Below are 24,822 nucleotides of genomic sequence, written 5' to 3'. Positions count from 1 at the left end.
CAATCTGTGGGAGCGGCTTTAGCCGCGAATGGGCTGCAAAGCAGCCCCAATCGATCTACTTGACGGAGGTCTGCTCGGCCAGCGCCACCGCACGGAACATCGCCCGGCGCTTGTTGATGGTCTCTTCCCACTCCAGCGCCGGCACCGAGTCGGCGACGATGCCGCCACCGGCCTGCACATGCAGTTCGCCGTCCTTGATCACCGCGGTGCGGATGGCGATGGCGGTGTCCATGTTGCCGTTCCAGGCAAAGTAGCCCACCGCGCCGCCGTAGACACCGCGCTTGACCGGCTCCAGCTCGTCGATGATCTCCATGGCACGGATCTTCGGCGCACCGGAGAGGGTGCCGGCCGGCAGGATCGCCCGCAGCGCGTCCATGGCCGTCAGCCCGTCACGCAGTTGGCCGGTGACGTTGGACACGATATGCATGACGTTCGAGTACCGCTCGATCACCATTTTCTCGGTCAGGCGCACGCTGCCGGTGGCCGACACCCGGCCCACGTCATTGCGGCCCAGGTCGATGAGCATCAGGTGCTCGGCGATTTCCTTGTCGTCCGACAGCAGGTCGTCTTCCAGCGCCCGGTCGGCTTCTTCGGTGGTCCCGCGTGGGCGGGTACCGGCGATCGGGCGCACGGTGACCAGGTTGTCCTCGACCCGCACCAGCACTTCCGGCGAACTGCCGACCACATGGAAGTCGCCGAAGTTGAAGAAGTACATGTAGGGCGTCGGGTTGAAGCAGCGCAGCGCCCGGTACAGGTCGATGGGCGCGGCCTTGAAGTCGATGGACATGCGCTGGGACGGTACCACCTGCATGCAATCGCCGGCCAGGATGTACTCCTTGATCCGGCCCACGGCGTTTTCGTAGTCGGCTTGTGTGTAGCTGGAGCGGAACGCCGGCTCGGCGGCCATCGGCCCGCTCAGGTCCAGGCCACGGCGCGGGGTGATCGGCTGGCGCAGGGTGTCCAGAAGCCCCTGCAGGCGAGCCTGGCCTTGCTCGAAGGCCTGCGCCTGGGCCGGGTCGACCAGCACGATGGCGTGCATCTTGCCCGCCAGGTTGTCGAACACCACCACGGCATCGGAGACCATCAGCAGGATATCCGGCACCCCAAGCGGATCCGGGTTGGGGCTGGCGCCCAGGCGTTTCTCCACATAGCGCACGCAGTCGTAGCCGAAATAGCCCACCAGGCCACCGTTGAAACGTGGCAAGCCAGGAATGTCGGCGACCTTGTAGCGATCCTTGAACGCCTCGACGAAGGCCAGCGGATCCTCGACGTCGTGGCTTTCCACCTCGACGCCATCCTGCAGGATGCTGACGTGGTAACCATGCACCCGCAGCACGGTGCGCGACGGCAGGCCGATCATCGAATAGCGGCCCCACTTCTCGCCGCCCTGCACGGACTCGAGCAGGTAGGAGTTGGGTTGGTCGGCCAGCTTCAGGTAGATCGACAGCGGCGTGTCGAAGTCGGCCAGGGTTTCGCAGGCCAGGGGAATGCGGTTGTAGCCGGCAGCGGCCAGGCGCAGAAATTCTTCGCGGGTCATGTGTAGCCTCGGGGCAAGCAGCAATGGGGAGCGGGCAAACGGATGTACCGGCAGGCGCCGGTGGGCAGGCGTCAGGCGCGCCAGCGCCAGCGGGCCAGGGCCTTGATGACTTTCATCCAGAATTTGCCGGTAACCACCACGTTGTTGTCTCTGCTTTGCGGGGCTTGAAGGTCCGCCAACGTTATCCCAGTGTCGGTGACTAAGCAACCGGGCAGCAGCAGGCGCAGGTCGTCAATGACCAGGCTGGGCGACTCGTCGTCGATCGGCCGGCCATGGTTGTAGCCGTAGCTCAGGCCGACGCACTGGACGCCGGCGGCCTTGGCGGCCAGCACGTCGCTGCGCGAATCACCGACGAACAGCGATTGTTCGGCGCTGACGCCGGCCATCTTCATGACGAACAGCAGCGCCGCCGGGTCGGGCTTCTTCTGCGGAAGGGTGTCGCCGCCAATGATCCAGCGGAAATAGCGACCGATCTTCATCTGGTCGAGCAAGGGGGCGACGAAGCGTTCGGGCTTGTTGGTGATCAGCGCCATCTCCACGCCCTGCTTGCGCAGCCAGCGCAGGGTATCGCGCACGCCGGGGTAGACCACGGTGAGTTCATGGTTGTCGGCATAGGCTTCCATGAACAGCGCCAGCGCGCGTTCGGCCAGCTCGTCGTCCACCGCGGCGTGATCGATATCGCCGGCCAGGGCCCGGCGCACCAGCACCTGGGCACCGTTGCCGACCCAGTGGCGCACCGCCTCCAGGCCTGCGGGCGGTCGCCCGAGTTCGAGCAGCGTGCGGTCGACGGCTGCTGCCAGGTCGGGTACCGAATCGATCAGGGTGCCATCCAGATCGAACATCACCAGCCTGGGCAGTGTCCCCGGGAACAGCTGCTCGAAGCCGCTCATGCGCGTGCCAGCGCCATTTCGGCACGCATTTTGTCGATGACTTCCTTGTAGTCCGGGGCGTTGAAGATCGCCGAGCCGGCCACGAAGGTGTCAGCGCCGGCGGCGGTGATCTCGCGGATATTGCCCACGTTGACGCCGCCGTCGATCTCCAGGCGGATGTCACGGCCACTGGCGTCGATCAGCGCGCGGGCTTCGCGCAGCTTGTCGAGGGTACCGGGGATGAACTTCTGCCCGCCAAAGCCCGGGTTGACGCTCATCAGCAGGACCATGTCGACCTTGTCCATCACGTACTTCAGCGCATCCAGGCCGGTGGCCGGGTTGAACACCAGGCCAGCCTTGCAGCCGCCGTCGCGGATCAGTTGCAGCGAGCGGTCGACGTGCTGGGAGGCTTCCGGGTGGAAGGTGATGTAGGTGGCACCTGCTTCAATGAAGTCGCCGATGATGCGGTCGACCGGGCTGACCATCAGGTGCACGTCGATCGGCGCGGTCACGCCGTACTTGCGCAGGGCGCTGCAAACCATCGGGCCGATGGTCAGGTTGGGCACGTAGTGGTTATCCATGACATCGAAGTGGACGATGTCGGCCCCGGCGGCCAGGACCTTGTCGACGTCCTCGCCCAGGCGGGCGAAATCGGCGGACAGAATGGAGGGGGCAATAGCGTAGGGCTGCATGGCGCACCTGTTGGGCAGAATCACGGTGGCGCGCATTGTAACTCAGGGAAGCGGATGAGGGCTGATTGGTATCAACGCAGGCGTAGCAGGTGATTGAACGGATGGCATGGCAGCGGGCTTGCCCCGCGATTGCGATGGTGAACTCGATATGCCATCGCGGGGCAAGCCCGCTCCCACGCCACCCGCTTCGAAGACTCAACCCGGCTGCTGGGTCCTCAATTTCTCGCTGCGCCCACGCAACCATTCCAGGGTCAGCAGCAGGATCACCGAAAAGGCGATCAGCAAGGTGGCCGCCGCCGCGATGGTCGGGCTCAGGTTCTCGCGAATGCCGCTGAACATCTGCCGTGGCAGGGTCGCCTGCTCGGGCCCTGCGAGGAACAGGGTCACTACCACCTCATCAAACGACGTGGCGAAGGCAAACAGTGCCCCGGAGATCACCCCGGGGGCGATCAACGGCAAGGTCACCCGACGGAAGGCCAGCAATGGCGAGGCCCCCAGACTGGCCGCCGCGCGCACCAGGTTGTAGTTGAAACCCTGTAGCGTCGCAGACACGGTGATGATCACGAACGGCACGCCCAGCACCGCGTGTACCAGGATCAGCGAGGTGAAGCTGTTGCCCATGCCCAATGGGGCGAAGAACAGGTAGCTGGCCACACCGATGATCACCACCGGCACCACCATCGGCGAGATCACCAGCGCCATCACCAGCGACTTGCCGGGGAAGTCGCCGCGGGTCAGGCCGATCGCCGCCAGGGTGCCGAACACCATGGCCAGCACCGTGGCCGCCGGGGCGACGATGATGCTGTTCTTAAGGGCGCGCATCCATTCGGCGGAGGCGAAGAAGTCCTGGTACCAGTGCAGCGAGAAACCTTGCAGCGGGTACACCAGGAAGCTCCCGCTATTGAACGACAGCGGGATGATCACCAGTACCGGCAGTACCAGGAACAGCAGGATCAGGCCGCACAGGATGCGCAGGCTGTAGAACCACACCCGTTCCACGGGCGACATGTAGGGGCTCAGCATGACAACGCTCCTCAGCTCAGGCGCAGGCGGCTGGCGCCGACCAGCCAGCTATAGATCAGGTACAGCAGCACGGTCGCCAGCAGCAACAGCCCGCCCAGGGCGGTGGCCATGCCCCAGTTGATGCTGGTGTTGGTATAGAAGGCGACGAAGTAGCTGACCATCTGGTCGTTCGGGCTGCCCAGCAGCGCCGGGGTGATGTAGTAGCCGATGGCCAGGATGAACACCAGCAGGCAACCGGCGCCGACACCGGCATAGGTCTGTGGGAAGTACACCCGCCAGAAACTGGCGAACGGATGGCAACCCAGGGAAATCGCCGCGCGCATGTAACTGGGCGAAATACCCTTCATCACGCTGTACAGCGGCAGGATCATGAACGGCAGCAGGATGTGCACCATCGAGATGTACACGCCGGTACGGTTGAACACCAGCTCCAGCGGTTGGTCGATGATACCGATGGCCATCAGCGCGCTGTTGATCAGCCCGCCCGACTGCAACAGCACGATCCACGCCGCCACCCGCACCAGGATCGAGGTCCAGAACGGCAGCAGCACCAGGATCATCAGCAGGTTGCTCTGCCGGGTCGGCAGGTTGGCCAGCAGGTACGCCAACGGGTAGGCCAGCACCAGGCAGATGGCGGTGATCACCACGCCCATCCACAGGGTGCGGGCAAAGATATCCAGGTAGATGGCCTGGTCCGGCGTGGCCTTGGCCAGTTCGCCGAGGTCGTCGATGCGGTGATCGACGGAGGCCAGCAGGTAGAAAGAGGTCACCGTGCTGGTGTTGCGGCGGATTGCCTGCCAGTAGGCCGGGTCGCCCCAACGCTCGTCCAGCGCCTGCAGGGCATCTTTATAGGACGCGGGCTCGCCCTTGAACGGCAGCGCCCGCGCGGTCTTGGCCAGCAGGCTGCGGTAGCCGGCCAGTTCCATGTTCAGGCGCTTGGAAAGATCGCCCAGGGTCTGGTTCTTGCGCGACTCGGCCAGGTCCTGGCCCAGGGCCTTGTAGACCTCCTCGCCGGGCAGGCTCTTGCCGTCCCACTGCGCCACCGCCTCGACGGTGCGCGGCAGGCCGGCGACCACCTCGGGGTTGCCGACGCTCTTGTACAGCAGCGCCGCGATCGGCACCAGGAACACCAGCAGGAGGAACAGCGCCAGCGGCGCAATCAACGCCTGGGCCTTCCAGCGGTTGACCCGCTCGGCATGCTTGAGGCGCTGCTTGAGGCTCGGACCTGCGCCTTCTTTGATAGGCATTGCAATGGCCATGACGAACTCCAGGAAAACAGGGGTGGGGACTATCAGGCCGCACGTTACATACTGACTTGGCGCGGACCCTGTGGGAGCGGCCTTGCGTCGCGATGGGTTGCGAAGCAGCCCCGGCAAGCATGGATGATGCCGAGATCCCAGGGCCGCTACGCGCCCCATCGCGACACAAGGCCGCTCCTACAGGGTTACTTCTTCGCCGCCCAGGCGTTGAAGCGTTGCTCCAGCTGCTCGCTGTTGTCGGCCCAGAAGGCCACGTCGATCTGCACCTGGTTGGCGATGTTCTCAGGCGTGGTCGGCATGTCCTTCTTCACCGCATCGGCCAGCAGCGGGACGGCCATGGAATTGGCTGGGCCGTAGGCGATGTTCTCGGAGTAGGTCTTCTGCTGCTCGGGCTGGACGGTGTAGGCGATGAATTTCTTCGCCTCTTCCACATCCTTGGCGCCTTTCGGAATGGCCCAGGCGTCGAAGTCGTAGATGCCGCCGTTCCACACGACCTTGAGGTTGCTTTCTTTCTGCACCGCGGCAATACGACCGTTGTAGGCCGAGCTCATGACCACGTCACCCGAGGCCAGGTACTGCGGCGGCTGGGCGCCGGCTTCCCACCACTGGATGCTCGGCTTGAGTTCGTCGAGCTTCTTGAAGGCGCGGTCCTGGCCTTCCTTGGTGCCGAGCACCTTGTACACCTCTTTCGGCGCGACGCCGTCGGCCATCAGGGCGAACTCAAGGGTGTACTTGGCGCCCTTGCGCAGGCCGCGCTTACCCGGGAATTTCTTCGTGTCCCAGAAGTCTGCCCAGCTGGTGGGCGCGGTCTTGAGCTTGTCGGCGTTGTAGGCCAGGACCGTGGACCAAACGAAGAAGCCCACGCCGCACGGCTGGATGGCGCCTTTCACGTAATCGCTCTCCTTGCCGAAAAGGGCCGGATCGAGCTCCTCGAACATGCCCTCGTCGCAACCGCGCGCCAGCTCCGGCGACTCCACCTCCACCAGGTTCCACGACACGCTCTTGGTGTCGACCATGGCCTTCACCTTGGCCATCTCGCCGTTGTACTCCCCGGCGACGATCTTGCCCTTGCCAGCCTTCTCCCATGGCTCGTAGAACGCCTTGACCTGGGCCGCCTTGTTGGCGCCACCGAACGACACCACCGTCAGGTCCGCGGCCAGGGCCTGCCCGGCTGCGAACAGGCCAAGGGCCAGGGCGGTCAGTTTCAACTGCTTGCGCATTATTATTCTCTCCACAGTTCAGGGTTGGTGAAGCAAACCATCAATGGGCTTCGGCAATCGGGTCGAGCGCGCGGGCGTGCTCCACCGCCCAGCCCAGCGGCACCACATCGCCCACGGCCAGGGCCGGATCGAGCTCGGCGATCGGCTGCTTGACGAAGAAATCGGCTTTGCCGCAGACCTCCAGGCGCACCCGCACGTGGTCGCCCAGGTAGATGAACTCAGCCACCCGGCCAGAGAAGCGGTTCACGCAGCTTTCACTGTGGCCGTTCAGGCGCACGCGCTCCGGGCGGATCGACAGGGTTACCGGCTCGCCGGCCTGGCCGACGTTCACCGCCAGCGCCTCGACCCGCTCGCCCCGGGCCAGTTGCACCTGGCAACGCTTGCCGTCACTGGCCAGCAAGGTACCGTTGAGGCGGTTGTTCTCGCCGATGAAGTTGGCGACGAAGGTGTTGCGCGGCTCTTCGTAGAGGGTGCGCGGGTCGGCGATCTGCTGGATCTCGCCCTGGTGGAACACCGCCACCCGGTCGGACATGGTCAGCGCCTCGCCCTGGTCGTGGGTCACGTAGACCACGGTCACGCCCAGGCGCTGGTGAATGTGCTTGATCTCCATCTGCATGTGTTCGCGCAGTTGCTTGTCCAGGGCGCCGAGCGGTTCGTCCATCAGCACCAGCTGTGGCTCGAACACCAGGGCACGGGCCAGGGCCACGCGCTGCTGCTGACCGCCGGAGAGCTGGCCCGGGTAGCGCTTGGCGAAGGCGTCGAGCTGGACCATGCCGAGCACGCGCTTGACCCGCTCGCTGATGTCGGTCTTGCTCAGGTTGCGCACGGTCAGCGGGAAGGCCAGGTTCTCGGCCACGGTCATGTGCGGGAACAGTGCGTAGTTCTGGAACACCATGCCGATGTCGCGCTTGTGCGGCGGCACGTTGTTGATCGAGCGCCCGGCCAGCTGGATCTCGCCGGCAGTCGGGGTCTCGAAGCCGGCCAGCATCATCAGGCTGGTGGTCTTGCCCGAGCCGGACGGGCCGAGCAGGGTCAGGAACTCGCCCTTGCGGATGTCCAGGTTGAGGTCCTTGACGATCAGCGATTCGCCGTCGTAGCTCTTCTGCACACCTCGGAAGCTGACCAGCGTCTCGTTCGAATTCGCCTCGCTCATGCCCTGCACCTTCTTGTTGGAATGACTGCGTGGGCACAGCGTAGAAGAGGCGCAAGCGTCCGGAAATCGGGGGGACTGAGAGATTGCCATCATCCGGATGGAAGACTTGCTGTAGGGATTACCCTACAAGGATGACGCTTTCAGGACAGGCATATCTCCTTGTAGGAGCGGCCTTGTGTCGCGAATGGGCTGCGAAGCAGCCCCGGGCTTCAGCTTCAATGCACATATCGCTTGGGCTGCTCTGCAGCCCTTTCCGGCCGGTCCGACGCCTCGGCAAGGCCGCTCCTACAAAGAACCGTGTCAGCCGGATGCATGTCGCAATCAGACCAGCTTGTGCTCCATCGCATACTTCACCAGCTCCGCCAGCGAGTTGACCTTGAGCTTCTGCATCAACCGCGCCTTGTGGGTGCTGATGGTCTTGTTCGACAGCGCCAGCTGCTGGGCGATGTCGTTGACGTTGGCGCCCTGGGCCAGGCGCTCGAACACCGAGAACTCGCGCTCGGACAGCAGCGTGTGCAACGGTCGGGTTTCGGTCAGCCCCACCTCGAAGACCATGCGGTCGGCCAGGCTCGGGTCGATATAGCGCCCACCCCCGGCAACCCGGCGAATCGCGGTGAGCAACAGCGCCGGATCGCTGTCCTTGGTGGCGTAGCCCGCCGCCCCGGCCTTCAGCGCCCGCGCGGCCATCTGCGCCTCATCGTGCATCGACAGCATCAGGATCGCCGGCGGGTTGTTCAATGCCAGGATCCGCGGGATGGCCTCCAGGCCGTTCACCCCCGGCATGGAGATATCCAGCAGCACCACCTCGCAGGGGGTATGGCGCAGGGCCTCCAGCAACTGCTCGCCATTGCCCGCCTCGCCGGCGACCTGCATATCCTTGGCCAGGCCAATCAACTGCTTGATGCCCTCACGGACAATGGTGTGGTCTTCCGCCACCAGCACTCGAATCACGATCGTTCTCTCCTACGCCAAAGGAATCGCCACGCTCAGGCTGGTGCCTTCGCCGGGCTCGCTTTCCAGGGTCATGTCGCCGCCCAGCATCAGCACGCGCTCACGCACCCCTACCAGGCCGAACGAGGTCGGCCTGGCCGCATCGATGGCGAACCCCGTGCCATCGTCGATGACCGTCATGCGCAACTGCCCGCCCTCCTCGACCAGGGCAATCTGCACGGTGTGCGCCCGGGCATGGCGCATGACGTTGGTCAGCGCCTCCTGGAGGATGCGGAACAGGCCGATGGCCTTGGCATCGCTCAAGGGCGGCAGCTGCTCCGGGACCTCGACCAGGCAGGGTATCTGCGTGCGGGCCTCGAAACGCCGCGCCTGCCACTCGATGGCCGAGGCGATCCCGGCATCGAGAATCGGTGGACGCAACGCACTGGCCACGTCACGCACCAGCTGGAACAGCTGGGCGATAAGGCGCTTCATGCTGGCCAGGCGCTCATGCAGCCCGGCATCCAGCTCGGCGTAGGCCAGCTCGCACATCGACACCTCGAGCTTGAGCACGGTGAGCATCTGCCCCAGCTCGTCGTGCACCTCGCGGGCGATGCGGGCCTTTTCCTCTTCGCGCACGCTTTCCAGATGCGCCGACAACTCTCGCAGCTGTTCCTGGGAGGCGGCCAGGGCCAGCTCGGCCTGCTTGCCCTGGGTGATGTCCCAGACCACACCATCCCACACCATGCGCCCATCGACCAGGCGGCGCGTGGTCGCCTTGATGTCGGCCCAGCGCTGTTCACCCTGGCGGGTAAGGATGCGGCCCTGCCACGACCAGTCCCGGTCGCTGGCCAGGGCCAGGTCCTGGACCCGGTGATAGTCGGCGCGATCCTCGGGGTGGACCAAGTTGCGCAGCCCCATCTGCGGGTGCTGGATCGCCGCCGGGGTATAACCGACCAACGCCTCGCTGCCTTCGCTGATATACGGGAACTCCGGATCGCCTTCGGCCGGATCGCGCTCCAGACGGAACACCAACCCCGGCACGTTGCCGGCAATGCCCTTGAGCCGCGCCTCGCTTTCGCGCAACGCGGCCAGGTCGCGCTGGCGCTCGGTGACATCGGCGAGGAACACCACCAGGTACTCCGCATCGCGAAAGCGCAGGAACGACAGCGACAGTTCGACCGGGAACAGGCTGCCGTCGGCACGCCGGCACTGGCTTTCGAACTGCTGCTCGCCGCCATCCCCGGTGCGGGCACGCTTCCACAGCTCCAGCCAGCGATCCATTTTCAGGGTGGGCTCGATATCGACCAGCGGCCGCTCCAGCAACGCCCCCTCGGCAAAACCCAGCATGCGTTCGGCGGCATGGTTGGCGTAGCGCACGTGGCTGTCCCAGTTGACCCAGAGGATGCCCACCGTGCTCTGGTCGATGGAGAACTGGCTCAGGCGCAGGGCCTCCTCGCGCACCTGGCGCTCCACCAGGCTCTCGCGGGCCGCCAGCAAGCCCCGTTCCAGACCGCGCTGCTGGCGTCGCTGCCAGACCAGGGTGGCCAGGGCACACAACAAAAGCAGGCCGAACAGCAGAGCCAGGTTCTGCCAGAAGCCGGCCGATTCGGAGAAACGCGGGTACTTGGGCTGCAGCCAGCGCTGGTGCATCTGCTCCAGGGTCTTGGCCGGCAGGGCTTGCAAGGCGCGCTCGAGAATGTCGGCGAGCACGGGCCAGTCGCGTCGCGAACCAACCCGCAGCAACTGCGGCAATCCGATATCGCCCACTACCGCCAGGTCGGCGAACTCGCCTTCGCGGGAAAGCCGGCTCAGCTGCGCCTCATCCAGCACGGCGAAGCTGGCCTGCCCGCCCAGCACCAGCTGCAACGCCTCCCGCTCGTTGGGCACGCCCTGCAGGTTGAGATTGCCGTAATTGCCTCGCAGGTAGTCCGCCAGGGCACCAGGCATGCGCACCGCCACCCGTTCGTTAGCGGTCAGCTTCTCCAGCTCCACGGCCATCGCGCCGCTGCGCATCCCGACCACCAGTTGCGGCACACGCATGTAAGGGTCACTGAACAGCCACAGCCTCAGGCTGGCGGGGGTCTGGGTCAGGCCCGGGGCAAAATCGATTTCGCCCGCCTGCAACGCGTGCTCCAGCGCGGCCTGATCCGGGAAGCCGCGCCAGGTCAGGTCCAACCGTAATGCCTGGGACAGGGCCCCGACCAGTTCGACGTTGGCCCCGTAGAATTGCTGCAGACGACGGTCGAACTGGGCATAGGGCGCCTGCAGCACGAGGCCGACGCGCAGGCTGCGGTGTTCGTCCAGCCACTGCTGCTGGGCCGCTTCCAGCACCACGGGTGGCGGCGCCTCCGGCTTTGCCAGGGCGATCAAGGGTAGACACAACCAGCCGATAACCCACAGGCAACGCACTCGCTTCATCTATACGCTCGTCTTGGCAATGACGGCCGCCTGGCGTGGCCGTCGCGGGCAAATACCATTAGGCTGCCGGTATGATTCTGGCCTTGGATTGATCGATGTTCACACTTTATCGCACGACGCTGGCAATGTTCTGCCTGGCTTCGCTCCTGCCGCTCGGCGCTCAGGCCGCCGACGCCGAAGCACCGCAGGCCGCCACAGAAACGGCCACCTCCGCTCCCCGACCACCGTTGCTCGAACGCAGCCAGGACGGTGCCCTGGCTCTCGAGCGCCAGGTGCCCAAGGCCGAGCAACAGACCTTGCAGGCCAATGGCGAGAACTTCCTGGCGCTGTGGAAGCCGGCCAACGACAGCGATCCGCAAGGCGCGGTGATCATTGTTCCCGGAGCGGGCGAAAGTGCCGACTGGCCAACCACCGTCGGCCCGCTGCGCCGTGGCTTCCCCGATGTTGGCTGGAGCACCCTGAGCGTGAGCATGCCCGACCTCCTGGCAGAACGCCCGCAGGCCCGGGTCGAAGCCAAGCCGGTGGTCGAACCGAAAAAGGAAGATGGCGAATCGGCCCCGGCCAAGGACACGCCAGCCGATGCCAACGCCAATGTCGCCCAGGCCACCGCGCCCGAGGCAGATGCGGCCGACAGCACCGATGCGGTCGAGGCCGACGAGCACACCAGCGAGGAGGATGCCGAGCGCATCTTTGCCCGCCTCGACGCCGCCGTGGCCTATGCCCAGCAGCAAAAAGCACGCAGCATCGTGCTGCTGGGCAACGGCAGTGGTGCTTACTGGGCCGCGCGCTACCTCAGCGAGAAGCAGCCGCCCCAGGTACAGAAGCTGGTGATGGTCGCCGCACAGACACCGGCGCGGGTGGAACACGACCTGCTGAGCCTGACGCCGACCCTGAAAGTACCGACGGCGGATCTGTACTACACAACCCGAACCCAGGATCGACTGGCCGCCCAACAGCGCCTGCAAGCCAGCAAGCGAGAGAAAAACAGCCAGTACCGGCAGCTGTCGCTGATGGTCGTGCCCGGTAACAAGGCCGCCGAGCAGGAGCAATTGCTGCGCCGGGTACGCGGCTGGTTGAAACCCAAGGAAGAGTGAGGTGTATCGAGGGACAAGCCGACTCCAACAACGTGGGAGCGGGCTTGCCCCGCGATGGCAAACCTAAAGCCCGCGCCGCTTGCGAACCATGGCATAGGCCTGATGCAGCTCGCGGGTATGCTCGGTCGCCTCGCGCACCTTGGCCTCGCTGGCCCCGCTGCCCACCAGCTTGTCCGGGTGATGTCGACTGAGCAACCGTCGGTAGGCCTGCTTGACCTTGTCCGCCTCGGTATCCGGTTCCACCCCCAGCAGCCTCAACGCCGCCGCATAGGTCATGGCACCGCCTTCGATCGCCGATTTGCGCGGTTCATATTCCAGCGACATGGCCTGCACCTGGTTGCGACTGAGCCCCAGTTGCTGGCCCCAGCCCAACAACAGGTCGCGCTCCTGGCGACCTGCCTTGCCATCGGCCCAGACCATCCGCCAACAGGCACGCAGGGTGCCCTCGGCACCATGAGGCTGCAGCTTGATCCGGCGCAGATAATGCCCAAGCCGGCCTTTGCCCGACTTGCCGCGGTTGAACGCGGCAATCGCCCGCATCCGCGCGGGTTCGGCCAGGTCCAGCCGGGACATTTCCTGACGCGCCTGCTGGATATGCCCCTCAACCACCCGGCCGTCGCTCTTGGCCAGGCGTCCGAGCAGGACGAACAGCAGTTCCTCGTCACGCAGCGCCGGGCGCCCGCCCAGGCGTTCGCGCACATCATCCCACCCCTGCAGCCGCAGGCGCCGATCCATGGCCTGTCCCAGCAACGCCCCCAGCAACGCACCCGGAATGCTGGCCACGGCGAAACCGGCACCGGCACCAATCACTGTGCTCGGCCACCACATGTCAGGCACGCTCGCCGATCAGGCGCTCGACATCGGCCAGGCGCTCGAGGGTACCGACATCGATCCAGTGGCCACGGTAGTGCTCACCATTCACCCGTCCTTCGGCCATGGCCTTGCGCAGCAGTGGCGCCAACTTGAACGCGCCGGGCCGGCAGCCTTCGAACAGCGCCGGGGCCAGCACCGAGATGCCGCTGAAGGTCAGCGTTCCCGCAGCTTCGTCACCATCGCTCACCTGGCCATCCACCAGGCGGAAGTCGCCGCGTCCGTGATGACCGGGATTGTCCACCAGCACCAGGTGCGCCAGCCCTTGCAGGGGGGCATTCAGGCCAGCGAAGTCGTAGTCGGTCCAGACGTCACCGTTGACCAGCAGGAACGGCGCATCCCCCAACAGCGGCAACGCCTTGAAGATCCCGCCGCCGGTTTCCAGCGGCTCGCCCTCCGGGGAGTAGCGGATGCTCAGTCCGAAACGGCTGCCGTCGCCCAAGTGGTCCTCGATCTGCTGGCCGAGCCAGGCGTGGTTGATGACCACTTCACGGATACCGGCGCGGGCCAGTGCCTCGAGGTGATACTCGATCAGCGGCTTGCCGGCGGCGGGCACCAGCGGCTTGGGCGTATGCAGGGTCAGCGGGCGCATGCGCTCGCCCTTGCCTGCCGCCAGGATCATCGCCTTCATGAACGCGCCTCGCCCTTGAGCTCGGCAATCAGTTGCCCCAACTCGGCCAATTCGGGACGACGAGCGATCACTTCATCTATATAGGCGAAGAAGCGCGGCACGTCGGCGAGGTAGCGCGGCTTGCCGTCACGGTGGCAGATGCGGGCAAAGATACCGATGACCTTGAGGTGACGCTGCACGCCCATCAGGTCGCTGGCGCGGTGGAACGCTTCAAACTGGGGCTGCACCGGAATACCGGCGGCGCGGGCCTTTTCCCAGTAGCCGCGCAGCCAGCCTTCCACGCGCGGCTCCGGCCAGCTGAGGAAGGCGTCCTTGAACAGGCAGGTGATGTCGTAGGTCACCGGGCCGTAGACGGCATCCTGGAAGTCCAGCACGCCCGGGTTGGGGGTACTGTGCATCAGGTTGCGCGGCATGTAGTCGCGGTGTACCAGCACCTTGGGCTGGGCCAGGGCGCTGTCGATCAGCACCTGGCTGACCCGTTGCCAGGTGGCCTGCTGTGCTTCGGTGAAGTTCAGGCCAAGCTCGCGACCCACGTACCACTCGGGGAACAGCTCGACCTCGCGGCGCAGCAGGGCAACGTCGTAGCTGGGCAGTGGCGCGTCCATCGGCAGGCGCTGGAACGCCAGCAGCGCATCGATGGCATCGGTGAACAGTGCGTCGGCGTTGTCCGAATCAATGATGTCCAGGTATGTCTGGCGGCCCAGATCGCCCAGCAGCAGGAAACCACGCTCCAGGTCCTGGGCATGAATGACCGGCACATTCACGCCCGCCGTGGCCAGCAGGTGGTCGATATCGACGAACGGACGGCAGTTCTCCTGCGGCGGCGGCGCATCCATGATCACGAAGCTGTGGCCGGCGCCCTCCCAACGGAAATAACGGCGGAAACTCGCATCGCTGCTGGCGGCGGTCAGGTTGCCGGTGGGGACTTCACCCCAGGCGTTGCTACGGAACAGGCTCTCCAGTTGCCCGGCGAGCCAGGCGGTCAGTTGTTGCAGGCGTACATCGTGATCGGGCATTACGAGGGTTCTCCGACGGCCCTAGCCGTCAAGCGGGTCATGCTTTATTATCCAGCATCTTTTTCAGACCATCGAGAGGCGTGCGGCCCCCACACGCGGGCAGATGGCACGCAGGAAGCCCGGACTAATAAGATGGCATTGAAATCCCCCGCGTTTCGTAGGAAGTTTCCGTTGTTGGTGACTGGCGGTCTGCTGGCGCTGCAACCCCTGGCCACGTCGTACGTGGTGGCGGCCGAGCAGTTCGACTGCCAAGTGTCCGCCGCCGGTGGCTGGGACTGCAAGCCCAAGAGCGCCGCCAACCTGCCTCCGCGCCCGGTACATCCGGGCGCTGCCGCTGCCAGCTCGGGTGCCGAAGCGCCTGGCGAAGTCGCCGCGACCGAGGCCGAGAAGCCGATGCTGGTCACCGAGGCCAAGGGCCGTGGCCTGAAGTCGCGCAGCGAAGACTACAGCCACCTGGACTGGGTCCCGCGCGAGAAGCTCACCGCTGCGCAGCTGGCCGAGACCGGCCCGTATTGCGGCGGCGCCTACATCGAGCCGACCCGCCCAGGCATGAACGACTCCACGCCCAAGGACGAGTCGCCCACCTACATCAACGCCAAGGTCTCCAAGTACCAGCAGGAGCAGCAGATCGCCACCCTCGCCGGTGACGTGGTCATGCGCCAGGGCAGCATGCAGGCCGAGGCCGACGAGGCCAACCTGTACCAGGCCGAGAACCGTGGCGAGCTCAAGGGCAACGTCAAGATCCGCGACACCGGCACTCTGGTAGTCGGCGACGAGGCGCAGATCCAGCTCGACACCGGCGAAGCCCGGGTCGACAACGCCGAATACGTGATGCACAAGTCGCACATCCGCGGCAACGCGCTGTACGCCAAGCGCGCCGAGAACGCCATCATCCGCCTCAAGGACGGTACCTATACCACCTGTGAGCCGGGCAGCAACGCGTGGCAGCTCAAGGGCAACAACATAACCCTGAACCCGGCCACCGGCTTCGGCACCGCGACCAACGTGACGCTGCGGGTCAAGGATTTCCCGGTGTTCTACACACCGTACATCTACTTCCCGATCGACGACCGTCGCCAGTCCGGCTTCCTGCCGCCGTCATTCAGCTCCAGCAGCGACACCGGCTTCATGCTGGTCACGCCGTACTACTTCAACCTGGCGCCTAACTACGACGCCACGTTGTACCCACGCTACATGGCCAAGCGCGGCCTGCTGATGGAAGGCGAATTCCGCTACCTGACCAAGTCCAGCGAAGGCCAGTTCGGCGGCGGCTTCCTGAACGACAAGGACGACGACCGCGAGCTGCAGACCGACTACAAGAAAGATCGCTGGATGGTCAACTGGCAGCACAAGGGCGGCCTGGACGAGCGCCTGATGACCGAGGTGGACTACACCGACATCAGCGATCCGTTCTACTTCCAGGACCTGGAGACCGACCAGATCAACGTGGAGAGCCGCGACATCCTCAACAAGCAGGGTGCGCTGACCTACCGCGGCGACAGCTACACCGCACGCCTGAATCTGCACGCCTATGAAATGGCGACCATTTCGCAGATCACGCCGTATGACAAGCTGCCACAAGTCACCTTCAACGGGATGCTTCCGTTCCACCCGGGCGGTTTCGACCTGAGCTACGAAACCGAAGCGGTGCGCTTCGATCGTGACCTGAAGAATGACTTCGTCCTGGACAAGAATGGCAATCCGGACAGTTCCACCGGTTTCCCGGGCCGTCGCCTGGACGAAAACGTATCCGGCATCGCCCGCGCCAACGGCACCCGGCTGAACGTGGCACCCGCCATCAGCCTGCCCATGGAGGCCAGCTACGGCTTTGTCACGCCCAAGCTGAAGTACGTCTACACCAACTATGACCTTGACCTGGATAGCCAGGGCAAGGCCCAGGCTATCGCCCAATCGACGAACCCCGCCTACGGCAGCTACAGCAGCTCGTTGAACCGCGACATCCCGATCTTCAGCGTGGACAGCGGCCTGTACTTCGACCGCAACACCCAGCTGTTCGGCACGAATTACCGCCAGACCCTCGAACCACGCCTGTTCTATCTCTACGTCCCCTACAAGGACCAGAAGGACATCCCGCTGTTCGACACCGGCGAAAGCACCTTCAACTATGCATCGCTGTTCCGCGACAATCGCTTCAGCGGCACCGACCGCATCGGCGACGAGAACAAGCTGTCGCTGGGCGTGACCAACCGCTGGATCGAAGACAACGGCTTCCAGCGCCAGCGTTTCAGCATCGGCCAGGCGCTCTACTTCAAGGATCGCAAGGTCCAGCTTCCTGGCATCGACTATCGCACCCGCGCGGACAGCAAATCGGATGTCTCGCCGTACGCACTGGAATACGAGTACGCCTTCAACCGCGACTGGCGCTTCAACTCGGACTTCAACTGGGACCCGGACAGCCGCAGCACCCGCTCGGGCAGCGCGATGTTCCACTACCAGCCTGAAGACAACCCGAACAAAGTCGTCAACCTCGGTTATCGCTACCGCAACGACCTGATCACCTACGACACGGCGACCGGCCTGTGGAAAGTCGGTGGTGGCGACTACGGCACCCCAGGCGATCCGAACTACATCAAGGATTACTACAAGATCCAGCAGCACGACTTCTCGGTCATCTGGCCAATCGTGCCGCAATGGAGCGTGATTGCCCGCTGGCAGCATGACTACAACCGCAACCGCACCCTCGAGGCGATGGGTGGTTTCGAGTACGACAACTGCTGCTGGAAGCTGCGCCTGATCAACCGCTACTGGATCGACTACGACGACTTCAGCCAGGCCGTTCCGCAGAACGAGAAAGGCGACCACGGCATCTTCCTGCAGATCGTGCTCAAGGGCCTCGGTGGTGTAGTCGGCAACAAGGTCGAATCGTTCCTGGACCAAGGCATTCAAGGTTACCGTACACGTGAAGAGCAAGCTTATTGATCGTCTGCGCCCGCTGATGCTGGGCGCTGCAATGCTGAGTGGCGCGGTGCATGCCGCGGTGCAACCCATCGACCGCATCGTGGCCACCGTCGACAACGACGTGGTCATGCAGAGCCAGCTGGACCAGCGCGTGCGCGAAGTGCAGCAGACCATCGCCAAGCGCGGCGGTGGCGTGCCGCCTGCCGCTGCCCTGCAGCAGCAGGTACTCGAGCGCCTGATTGTCGAGAACCTGCAACTGCAGATCGGCGAGCGCTCGGGCATCCGCATCACCGACGAAGAGCTGAACCAGGCCGTCGCCACCATTGCCCAGCGCAATGGCATGTCGCTGGAGCAGTTCCGCGCCGCCCTGGCCCACGACGGCCTGTCGTACGACGATGCCCGCGAGCAGATCAAGCGCGAGATGGTCATCAGCCGCGTGCGCCAGCGTCGTGTGGCCGAGCGCATCCAGGTGTCCGAGCAGGAAGTGAAGAACTTCCTCAACTCGGACCTGGGCAAGATGCAGATGTCGGAAGAGTACCGCTTGGCCAACATCCTCATCCCGACCCCGGAAGGCGCTAACTCGGAAGCCATCCAGGCCGCCGCCCGCCAGGTCGGCGATGTCTACCAGCAACTCCGGCAGGGCAAGGACTTCGGCCAGATGGCCATTGAACGCTCCGCCAGCGAGAACGCCCTGGAAGGCGGCGAGATGGGCTGGCGCAAAGCTGGCCAGCTGCCACCCGACTTCGCCAAGATGCTCAGCAGCATGGCCATTGGCGATATCACCCAGCCGATCCGCATCCCCAACGGCTTCATCATCCTCAAGCTCGAGGAGAAGCGCGGCGGCAGCGAGAGCATCCTGCGCGACGAAGTACATGTGCGCCACATCCTGATCAAACCGAGCGAGATCCGCAGCGAAGCCGCCACCGAGCAATTGGCCGAGCGTCTGTACGACCGGATCCAGAACGGTGAAGACTTCGCCGAACTGGCGAAGAGCTTCTCGGAAGACCCGGGTTCTGCGCTCAACGGCGGCGACCTCAACTGGGTCGACCCGAACAGCCTGGTGCCGGAATTCCGCGAGCAGATGGCCAACGCCCAGCAAGGCGTGGTGACCAAGCCGTTCAAGACCCAGTACGGCTGGCATGTGCTGGAAGTGTTGGGCCGCCGCGCCACCGACAGCACCGAGCAGGCGCGCGAGCAGCAGGCCATGAACGTCCTGCGCAACCGCAAGTACGACGAAGAGCTGCAGAACTGGCTGCGCCAGATCCGCGACGAAGCCTACGTTGAAATCAAGCTGCCTGGCGCCGACCAGGCCGCCCAGTGAAGCCCCAGCGCTTCGCCGTCACGCCCGGCGAGCCGGCCGGCATAGGTCCCGACCTGTGCCTGCTGCTCGCCGCCGAGGCCCAACCTTACCCCCTGATCGCCATCACCAGCCGTGACCTGCTCGCCGAGCGGGCCGCGAAGCTGGGGCTGGCCGTCAGCCTGCTGCCCGTCACCCCCGACAGTTTCCCCAGCCTGCCGGCTCCCGCCGGCAGCCTGTACGTCTGGGACACGCCGCTGGCCAATCCGGTGGTGGCCGGACAGCTGGACAAGGCCAACGCCGCATTCGTCCTGGAGACGCTGACCCGGGCCGGCCAGGGCTGCCTCGACGGACAGTTCGCCGGGATGATCACCGCCCCCGTGCACAAGGGTGTGATCAACGAGAGCGGGATCGCCTTCTCCGGGCACACCGAGTTCCTCGCCGACCTCACCCACACCGCGCAAGTGGTGATGATGCTGGCCACCCGAGGATTGCGCGTGGCCCTGGTGACCACCCACCTGCCCCTGCGCGATATCGCCGACGCCATCACCGGCGAACGCCTGGAGCGCGTCACCCGCATCCTGCATGCGGACATGCGCGACAAGTTCGGTATCGCCAACCCACGCATCCTGGTCTGCGGGCTCAACCCGCATGCTGGAGAAGGCGGCCACCTGGGCCGCGAAGAAATCGACATCATCGAGCCGGCGCTGCAGCACCTGCGCGCCGAAGGCATGGACCTGCACGGTCCGCTGCCGGCCGATACCCTGTTTACCCCCAAATATCTGGAGCACTGCGACGCGGTGCTGGCGATGTACCACGACCAAGGCCTGCCCGTACTCAAGTACAAGGGCTTCGGTGCCGCGGTCAACGTGACGCTGGGCCTGCCGATCATCCGTACCTCGGTCGACCACGGCACCGCCCTGGACCTGGCCGGCACCGGTCGGATCGACACCGGCAGCCTGCGCGTCGCACTGGAAACCGCCTACCAGATGGCCGAGAACCGACCATGACCGAGCACTACCAACACCGGGCGCGCAAGCGCTTCGGCCAGAACTTCCTGCACGACGCCGGAATCATCGACCGCATCCTGCGGGCGATCAACGCCAAGGCCGGCGAACACCTGCTGGAGATCGGCCCGGGCCAGGGCGCCCTCACCGAGGGTTTGCTGGGCAGCGGCGCACAGCTGGACGTGGTGGAGCTGGACAAGGACCTGGTGCCGATCCTGCAACACAAGTTCGCCGGGCGCGACAACTTCCGCCTGCACCAGGGCGATGCCCTGAAGTTCGACTTCAACCAGCTGGGCGTGCCTGAGCGCAGCCTGAAGGTAGTCGGCAACCTGCCCTACAACATCTCCACCCCGCTGATCTTCCACCTGCTCAGCCATGCCGGGCTGATCCGCGACATGCACTTCATGCTGCAAAAGGAAGTGGTCGAGCGCATGGCGGCCGGCCCGGGTGGCGGTGACTGGGGGCGCTTGTCGATCATGGTGCAGTACCACTGCCGGGTCGAGCACCTGTTCAACGTTGGCCCTGGCGCCTTCAACCCGCCGCCGAAAGTGGACTCGGCCATCGTCCGCCTGGTACCGCACGAAGTGCTGCCACACCCAGCCAAGGATGCAAAGCTGCTGGAACAGGTGGTACGCGAGGCGTTCAACCAGCGCCGCAAGACCCTGCGCAATACCCTGAAAGGCCTGCTCGACAGCGCGGCCATCGAAGCCGCCAGTGTCGACGGCAGCCTGCGCCCCGAGCAGCTGGACCTGGCCGCCTTCGTGCGCCTGGCCGACCAGTTGGCAGAACAGCAAGCCTGATATCGCCTGTACCGGCCTCTTCGCGGGTAAACCCGCTCCCACAGTGACCGCGTGCGATTCCTGTGGGAGCGGGTTTACCCGCGAAGAGGCCGGTACTGATAACAACGATCTCAAGCCCCACCCCGCTGGCCCTCCCCCCTCTCAATGGCCTAGACTGCGTTATTGCGTCAGTTCGCCCAAGGCCCTTGCATGTCCGACCCCCGCTATCAGATCGACGTCAGCGTCGTGACCCGCTACCTCAAAGAACAATCCGACCCCGAAAGCAGCCGTTTCGCCTTCGCCTACACCATCACCGTGCAGAACAACGGCACGGTCAAGGCCAAGCTGATGTCCCGCCACTGGCTGATCACCAACGGTGACGGCGAGGTCGAGGAAGTACGCGGCGCCGGCGTGATCGGCCAACAGCCACTGATCGAGCCCGGCCAGAGCCACACCTACAGCAGCGGCGCGGTCATCAGCACCCGCGTCGGCACCATGCAGGGCAGCTACCAGATGTTCGCCGAAGACGGCAAGCGCTTCGACGCCACGATCGCCCCATTCCGCCTGGCCGTACCCGGGGCCCTGCACTGATGGCCACTTATGCGGTCGGCGACCTGCAAGGCTGCCTGCAACCGCTCAAGTGCCTGCTTGAACGCGTACGCTTCAACCCGGCCGTCGACCGCCTGTGGCTGGTGGGTGACCTGGTAAACCGCGGCCCCGAGTCCCTCGAGACCCTGCGCTACCTGTATTCGATCCGCCATGCTCTGGTCTGCGTGCTGGGCAATCACGACCTGCACCTGCTGGCGGCCTGGCACAATGTCGAGCGCCTGAAGAAAAGCGACACCCTGCGCGAGATCATCGAGGCCCCGGACGCCGACCAGCTGTTCGACTGGCTGCGCCATCAGAAGCTGCTGCACTACGACGAAGCCCGCGGCATCGCCATGGTCCATGCCGGCATCCCGCCGCAATGGACCCTGGGCAAGGCGCTGGAGCTGGCGGCCGAGGTCGAGGAAGTGCTGCGCGACGACGGCCGCCTGCAGCTGTACCTGGACGGCATGTACGGCAACGAGCCGAACAAGTGGAGCAAGGACCTGGCCGGCGTCGAGCGCCTGCGGGTGATCACCAACTACTTCACCCGCATGCGCTTCTGCACCGCAGCCGGCAAGCTCGACCTCAAGACCAAGGAGGGCGCCGACAGCGCCCCCAAGGGCTACAAGCCGTGGTTCGCTCACCCGGACCGCCGCTCGCGCCATGTGAAGATCATCTTCGGCCACTGGGCCGCCCTCGAAGGCCGTGTCGACGAGCCCGGCGTGATCGCCCTGGACACCGGCTGCGTCTGGGGTGGCGCGATGACCCTGTACAATGTCGACAGTGGCGAATTCCACCGCTGCGACTGCACCCGCGAGGGCTCCCCGCGCCCGCCGGCCCCACTCAACGAACACCCCTGAAGGAACCGCACCCATGAGCGAATTCAAGCGCATTCCCCCCGAGCAAGCCCTCGCCCTGCGTGCGCAGGGCGCGGTCGTGGTCGACATTCGCGACCCGCAGGCCTTTGCCGCCGGGCACATCGCCGGCGCCACTCATCTGGATAATCACTCGGTTGCCGATTTCATCCGCAACGCCGACCTGGACGCGCCTACACTGGTTGTCTGCTACCACGGCAATTCCAGCCAGAGCGCTGCCGCCTACCTGGTCGGCCAGGGCTTCTCGAACGTCTACAGCATCGACGGTGGCTTCGAGCTGTGGCGCAACACCTACCCGGCGGAAACCGCCCAGGGCAGCGCCGAATAATTTTTTTCATTTTTCCTCCAGCCCGCGCTTGGCGCGGGCTTGCGCCCGGCCTGACGAACGGTCGCAGGCGTCTTCTCCGCTACCCGCCCTTGACCTTGCGTATAACCAACTATCCTTAAGCCCAGGCCATCCAAAAAAGGGGAGAGCCGGTACACCGGCGTGCGGGTCATCGGTAGCGTTCCAAGGTGTTCTGGGGGGTATACAGCAATCGGCGAGCCCGGTTGCATGCCAGCATCAGCTGACTGATCCGGCGTCGTCTCCACGTATCGAGCGAGGTGACGTCATGAGCATTTTTAGCCACTTCCAACAACGTTTCGAGTCCACCCGCCAGGAAGAACTTTCGCTGCAGGAGTACCTCGAGCTGTGCAAAGAGGATCGCAGCGCCTATGCCTCGGCGGCCGAGCGGCTGTTGCTGGCCATCGGCGAACCAGAGCTGATCGACACCTCAAGCAACTCCAGGCTGTCGCGGATCTTCTCCAACAAGGTGATCCGCCGCTATCCGGCCTTTGCCGACTTCCATGGCATGGAAGAATGCATCGACCAGATCGTCTCCTACTTCCGCCACGCTGCCCAAGGCCTGGAAGAGAAGAAACAGATCCTCTATCTGCTGGGCCCGGTGGGCGGCGGTAAGTCGTCACTGGCCGAGAAACTCAAGCAGTTGATGGAAAAGGTGCCGTTCTACGCCATCAAGGGCTCGCCGGTATTCGAGTCGCCCCTGGGCCTGTTCAATGCCGCCGAGGACGGCCAGATCCTCGAAGAGGAATACGGCATCTCGCGCCGCTACCTCAACACCATCATGTCGCCCTGGGCCACCAAGCGCCTGCAGGAGTTCGGCGGCGACATCAGCAAGTTCAAGGTGGTCAAGCTCTACCCATCCATCCTCAATCAGATCGCCATCGCCAAGACCGAGCCGGGCGACGAGAACAACCAGGACATCTCTGCCCTGGTGGGCAAGGTGGATATCCGCAAGCTCGAGGAATTCCCGCAGAACGACGCCGACGCCTACAGCTATTCGGGCGCGCTGTGCCGGGCCAACCAGGGCCTGATGGAATTCGTCGAGATGTTCAAGGCGCCAATCAAGGTCCTGCACCCGTTACTCACCGCGACCCAGGAAGGCAACTACAACAGCACCGAGGGGCTGGGCGCGATCCCCTACTCCGGGATTCTGCTGGCCCACTCCAACGAATCGGAGTGGCACACCTTCCGCAACAACAAGAACAACGAGGCCTTCATCGACCGGATCTACATCGTCAAGGTGCCGTACTGCCTGCGCGTCAGCGACGAGATCAAGATCTACGACAAGCTGCTGATCAACAGTTCCCTGGCCAAGGCCCATTGCGCGCCGGACACGCTGAAGATGCTGGCCCAGTTCACCGTGCTCTCGCGCCTGAAAGAGCCCGAGAACTCCAACATCTACTCGAAGATGCGCGTGTACGACGGCGAGAACCTCAAGGACACCGACCCGAAAGCCAAGTCGATCCAGGAGTACCGCGACTCTGCGGGCGTCGACGAGGGCATGAACGGCCTGTCGACCCGCTTCGCCTTCAAGATCCTCTCCAAGGTGTTCAACTTCGACCCTCACGAGGTGGCGGCCAACCCGGTGCACCTGCTGTATGTGCTGGAGCAACAGATCGAGCAGGAACAGTTCCCAGCCGAGGTGCGCGAGCGCTACCTGCGCTACTTGAAGGAATACCTGGCACCGCGTTACATCGAGTTCATCGGCAAGGAAATCCAGACCGCCTACCTGGAGTCCTACAGCGAATACGGCCAGAACATCTTCGACCGCTACGTGCTGTACGCCGACTTCTGGATCCAGGACCAGGAATACCGCGACCCGGAAACCGGCGAGATCCTCAACCGCATCGCTCTCAACGAAGAGCTGGAGAAGATCGAGAAGCCGGCCGGTATCAGTAATCCGAAGGACTTCCGCAACGAGATCGTCAACTTCGTGCTGCGCGCCCGAGCCAACAACAACGGCAAGAACCCCAGCTGGCTCAGCTACGAGAAGCTGCGGGTGGTGATCGAGAAGAAGATGTTCTCCAACACCGAGGACCTGCTGCCGGTCATCAGCTTCAACGCCAAGGCCAGCAAGGAGGATCAACAGAAGCACAACGACTTCGTCACCCGGATGGTGGAGCGTGGCTACACCGACAAGCAGGTTCGACTGCTGTCGGAATGGTACCTGCGGGTCAGGAAATCGCAATAAGGCGACACGCTACACGCCGTGCGTCCAGGGTTGGCCTTGCCACCCCGGACGGCGGCGGCTGCTTTTACGCGCAGCTCGTAGCTTGAAGCATGCAGCTGTTCCCAGCTA

The 24,822-nt window shown here is 64.6% G+C and carries 21 protein-coding genes; 9 read left to right on the top strand and 12 right to left on the bottom strand.

Annotated elements, in window-relative coordinates:
* Positions 1–55: 55 nt before the first annotated feature.
* From trpE to DMX06_RS03410, 9 genes are all read right to left on the bottom strand, one after another.
* Entirely contained in the window at positions 56–1,537 is a 1,482-nt protein-coding gene (gene trpE, locus DMX06_RS03450; protein ID WP_110734616.1) for an anthranilate synthase component I, read from the bottom strand.
* Between the two features lie 71 nt (positions 1,538–1,608).
* Positions 1,609–2,427 (bottom strand): phosphoglycolate phosphatase, encoded by an 819-nt coding sequence (locus DMX06_RS03445; protein ID WP_050703527.1) that lies wholly within the window; start codon positions 2,425–2,427, stop codon positions 1,609–1,611.
* On the bottom strand, positions 2,424–3,098 hold the full coding sequence (gene rpe / locus DMX06_RS03440; RefSeq protein WP_110734670.1) for a ribulose-phosphate 3-epimerase: 675 nt from the start codon (positions 3,096–3,098) through the stop codon (positions 2,424–2,426). Before rpe ends, DMX06_RS03445 begins: the two co-directional genes overlap by 4 nt.
* Positions 3,099–3,293: 195 nt before the next feature.
* Positions 3,294–4,121 (bottom strand): ABC transporter permease, encoded by an 828-nt coding sequence (locus DMX06_RS03435; RefSeq protein ID WP_110734614.1) that lies wholly within the window; start codon positions 4,119–4,121, stop codon positions 3,294–3,296.
* Between the two features lie 11 nt (positions 4,122–4,132).
* Positions 4,133–5,380, bottom strand: a complete 1,248-nt coding sequence (locus DMX06_RS03430; RefSeq protein ID WP_110734611.1) for an ABC transporter permease — start codon at positions 5,378–5,380, stop codon at positions 4,133–4,135.
* 185 nt (positions 5,381–5,565) lie between these two features.
* Positions 5,566–6,600: an ABC transporter substrate-binding protein gene (locus DMX06_RS03425; RefSeq protein ID WP_110734609.1), complete on the bottom strand. Its 1,035-nt coding sequence runs from the start codon at positions 6,598–6,600 to the stop codon at positions 5,566–5,568.
* Positions 6,601–6,640: 40 nt separating this feature from the next.
* Positions 6,641–7,753: an ABC transporter ATP-binding protein gene (locus DMX06_RS03420; RefSeq protein ID WP_110734606.1), complete on the bottom strand. Its 1,113-nt coding sequence runs from the start codon at positions 7,751–7,753 to the stop codon at positions 6,641–6,643.
* 321 nt (positions 7,754–8,074) lie between these two features.
* Positions 8,075–8,707 (bottom strand): response regulator, encoded by a 633-nt coding sequence (locus DMX06_RS03415; protein ID WP_181427775.1) that lies wholly within the window; start codon positions 8,705–8,707, stop codon positions 8,075–8,077.
* A 9-nt stretch (positions 8,708–8,716) separates the two neighbouring features.
* The gene (locus DMX06_RS03410; protein WP_110734602.1) at positions 8,717–11,104 is read right to left on the bottom strand and encodes a PAS domain-containing sensor histidine kinase; all 2,388 of its coding nucleotides are present in this window, start codon (positions 11,102–11,104) and stop codon (positions 8,717–8,719) included.
* Between the two features lie 95 nt (positions 11,105–11,199).
* Here DMX06_RS03410 and DMX06_RS03405 point away from each other — a divergent pair, with 95 nt between their 5' ends.
* Positions 11,200–12,198: an alpha/beta hydrolase family protein gene (locus DMX06_RS03405; protein WP_110734599.1), complete on the top strand. Its 999-nt coding sequence runs from the start codon at positions 11,200–11,202 to the stop codon at positions 12,196–12,198.
* Between the two features lie 63 nt (positions 12,199–12,261).
* Here the strand turns inward: DMX06_RS03405 and DMX06_RS03400 are convergent, their stop codons facing one another.
* Genes DMX06_RS03400 through DMX06_RS03390 form a run of 3 tightly spaced genes read right to left on the bottom strand, consistent with a single transcriptional unit; the run spans position 12,262 to position 14,715 of the window.
* On the bottom strand, positions 12,262–13,026 hold the full coding sequence (locus DMX06_RS03400) for a TerB family tellurite resistance protein (RefSeq protein ID WP_110734597.1): 765 nt from the start codon (positions 13,024–13,026) through the stop codon (positions 12,262–12,264).
* Between the two features lies 1 nt (position 13,027).
* Positions 13,028–13,699, bottom strand: a complete 672-nt coding sequence (gene murU, locus DMX06_RS03395) for an N-acetylmuramate alpha-1-phosphate uridylyltransferase MurU (RefSeq protein WP_110734595.1) — start codon at positions 13,697–13,699, stop codon at positions 13,028–13,030.
* A complete protein-coding gene (locus DMX06_RS03390; RefSeq protein ID WP_110734592.1) occupies positions 13,696–14,715 on the bottom strand; it encodes an aminoglycoside phosphotransferase family protein in 1,020 nt (339 codons plus the stop codon). The genes murU and DMX06_RS03390 overlap by 4 nt, the downstream gene beginning before the upstream one ends.
* Before the next feature lie 132 nt (positions 14,716–14,847).
* Here DMX06_RS03390 and DMX06_RS03385 point away from each other — a divergent pair, with 132 nt between their 5' ends.
* The 8 genes from DMX06_RS03385 to DMX06_RS03345 all read left to right on the top strand — a co-directional run bounded on the left by DMX06_RS03385 (position 14,848) and on the right by DMX06_RS03345 (position 24,714).
* Positions 14,848–17,655, top strand: a complete 2,808-nt coding sequence (locus tag DMX06_RS03385) for an LPS-assembly protein LptD (RefSeq protein WP_110734590.1) — start codon at positions 14,848–14,850, stop codon at positions 17,653–17,655.
* Positions 17,636–18,955 (top strand): peptidylprolyl isomerase, encoded by a 1,320-nt coding sequence (locus tag DMX06_RS03380; protein WP_028689030.1) that lies wholly within the window; start codon positions 17,636–17,638, stop codon positions 18,953–18,955. Before DMX06_RS03385 ends, DMX06_RS03380 begins: the two co-directional genes overlap by 20 nt.
* On the top strand, positions 18,952–19,941 hold the full coding sequence (pdxA, locus tag DMX06_RS03375) for a 4-hydroxythreonine-4-phosphate dehydrogenase PdxA (RefSeq protein ID WP_110734588.1): 990 nt from the start codon (positions 18,952–18,954) through the stop codon (positions 19,939–19,941). Before DMX06_RS03380 ends, pdxA begins: the two co-directional genes overlap by 4 nt.
* A complete protein-coding gene (gene rsmA / locus DMX06_RS03370) occupies positions 19,938–20,738 on the top strand; it encodes a 16S rRNA (adenine(1518)-N(6)/adenine(1519)-N(6))-dimethyltransferase RsmA (RefSeq protein WP_110734585.1) in 801 nt (266 codons plus the stop codon). Before pdxA ends, rsmA begins: the two co-directional genes overlap by 4 nt.
* A 189-nt stretch (positions 20,739–20,927) precedes the next feature.
* Positions 20,928–21,308 carry a Co2+/Mg2+ efflux protein ApaG gene (gene apaG / locus DMX06_RS03360; RefSeq protein WP_110734581.1) on the top strand — a complete coding sequence of 127 codons (381 nt, stop codon included), beginning with the start codon at positions 20,928–20,930 and terminating at the stop codon, positions 21,306–21,308.
* A complete protein-coding gene (locus DMX06_RS03355) occupies positions 21,308–22,165 on the top strand; it encodes a symmetrical bis(5'-nucleosyl)-tetraphosphatase (protein ID WP_110734579.1) in 858 nt (285 codons plus the stop codon). The genes apaG and DMX06_RS03355 overlap by 1 nt, the downstream gene beginning before the upstream one ends.
* Positions 22,166–22,178: 13 nt before the next feature.
* Positions 22,179–22,508 carry a thiosulfate sulfurtransferase GlpE gene (gene glpE / locus DMX06_RS03350; protein WP_110734576.1) on the top strand — a complete coding sequence of 110 codons (330 nt, stop codon included), beginning with the start codon at positions 22,179–22,181 and terminating at the stop codon, positions 22,506–22,508.
* Positions 22,509–22,791: 283 nt separating this feature from the next.
* Entirely contained in the window at positions 22,792–24,714 is a 1,923-nt protein-coding gene (locus tag DMX06_RS03345) for a PrkA family serine protein kinase (protein ID WP_110734574.1), read from the top strand.
* The last annotated feature ends 108 nt before the right edge of the window (positions 24,715–24,822 follow it).

This window comes from Pseudomonas mosselii, assembly GCF_003205295.1.
Lineage (GTDB): Bacteria > Pseudomonadota > Gammaproteobacteria > Pseudomonadales > Pseudomonadaceae > Aquipseudomonas > Aquipseudomonas mosselii_B.
The sequence above is the reverse complement of the archived record's forward strand: the minus strand, read 5'-3'. Positions and strand labels throughout refer to the sequence as shown.

Bases quoted from the DNA above. Each gene is read 5' to 3' on its own strand.
- trpE (WP_110734616.1), bottom strand. From the start codon at position 1,537: ATGACCCGCGAAGAATTTCTGCGCCTGGCCGCTGCCGGCTACAACCGC.
- DMX06_RS03445 (WP_050703527.1), bottom strand. From the start codon at position 2,427: ATGAGCGGCTTCGAGCAGCTGTTCCCGGGGACACTGCCCAGGCTGGTG.
- rpe (WP_110734670.1), bottom strand. From the start codon at position 3,098: ATGCAGCCCTACGCTATTGCCCCCTCCATTCTGTCCGCCGATTTCGCC.
- DMX06_RS03435 (WP_110734614.1), bottom strand. From the start codon at position 4,121: ATGCTGAGCCCCTACATGTCGCCCGTGGAACGGGTGTGGTTCTACAGC.
- DMX06_RS03430 (WP_110734611.1), bottom strand. From the start codon at position 5,380: ATGGCCATTGCAATGCCTATCAAAGAAGGCGCAGGTCCGAGCCTCAAG.
- DMX06_RS03425 (WP_110734609.1), bottom strand. From the start codon at position 6,600: ATGCGCAAGCAGTTGAAACTGACCGCCCTGGCCCTTGGCCTGTTCGCA.
- DMX06_RS03420 (WP_110734606.1), bottom strand. From the start codon at position 7,753: ATGAGCGAGGCGAATTCGAACGAGACGCTGGTCAGCTTCCGAGGTGTG.
- DMX06_RS03410 (WP_110734602.1), bottom strand. From the start codon at position 11,104: ATGAAGCGAGTGCGTTGCCTGTGGGTTATCGGCTGGTTGTGTCTACCC.
- DMX06_RS03405 (WP_110734599.1), top strand. From the start codon at position 11,200: ATGTTCACACTTTATCGCACGACGCTGGCAATGTTCTGCCTGGCTTCG.
- DMX06_RS03400 (WP_110734597.1), bottom strand. From the start codon at position 13,026: ATGTGGTGGCCGAGCACAGTGATTGGTGCCGGTGCCGGTTTCGCCGTG.
- murU (WP_110734595.1), bottom strand. From the start codon at position 13,699: ATGAAGGCGATGATCCTGGCGGCAGGCAAGGGCGAGCGCATGCGCCCG.
- DMX06_RS03390 (WP_110734592.1), bottom strand. From the start codon at position 14,715: ATGCCCGATCACGATGTACGCCTGCAACAACTGACCGCCTGGCTCGCC.
- DMX06_RS03385 (WP_110734590.1), top strand. From the start codon at position 14,848: ATGGCATTGAAATCCCCCGCGTTTCGTAGGAAGTTTCCGTTGTTGGTG.
- rsmA (WP_110734585.1), top strand. From the start codon at position 19,938: ATGACCGAGCACTACCAACACCGGGCGCGCAAGCGCTTCGGCCAGAAC.
- apaG (WP_110734581.1), top strand. From the start codon at position 20,928: ATGTCCGACCCCCGCTATCAGATCGACGTCAGCGTCGTGACCCGCTAC.
- DMX06_RS03355 (WP_110734579.1), top strand. From the start codon at position 21,308: ATGGCCACTTATGCGGTCGGCGACCTGCAAGGCTGCCTGCAACCGCTC.
- glpE (WP_110734576.1), top strand. From the start codon at position 22,179: ATGAGCGAATTCAAGCGCATTCCCCCCGAGCAAGCCCTCGCCCTGCGT.
- DMX06_RS03345 (WP_110734574.1), top strand. From the start codon at position 22,792: ATGAGCATTTTTAGCCACTTCCAACAACGTTTCGAGTCCACCCGCCAG.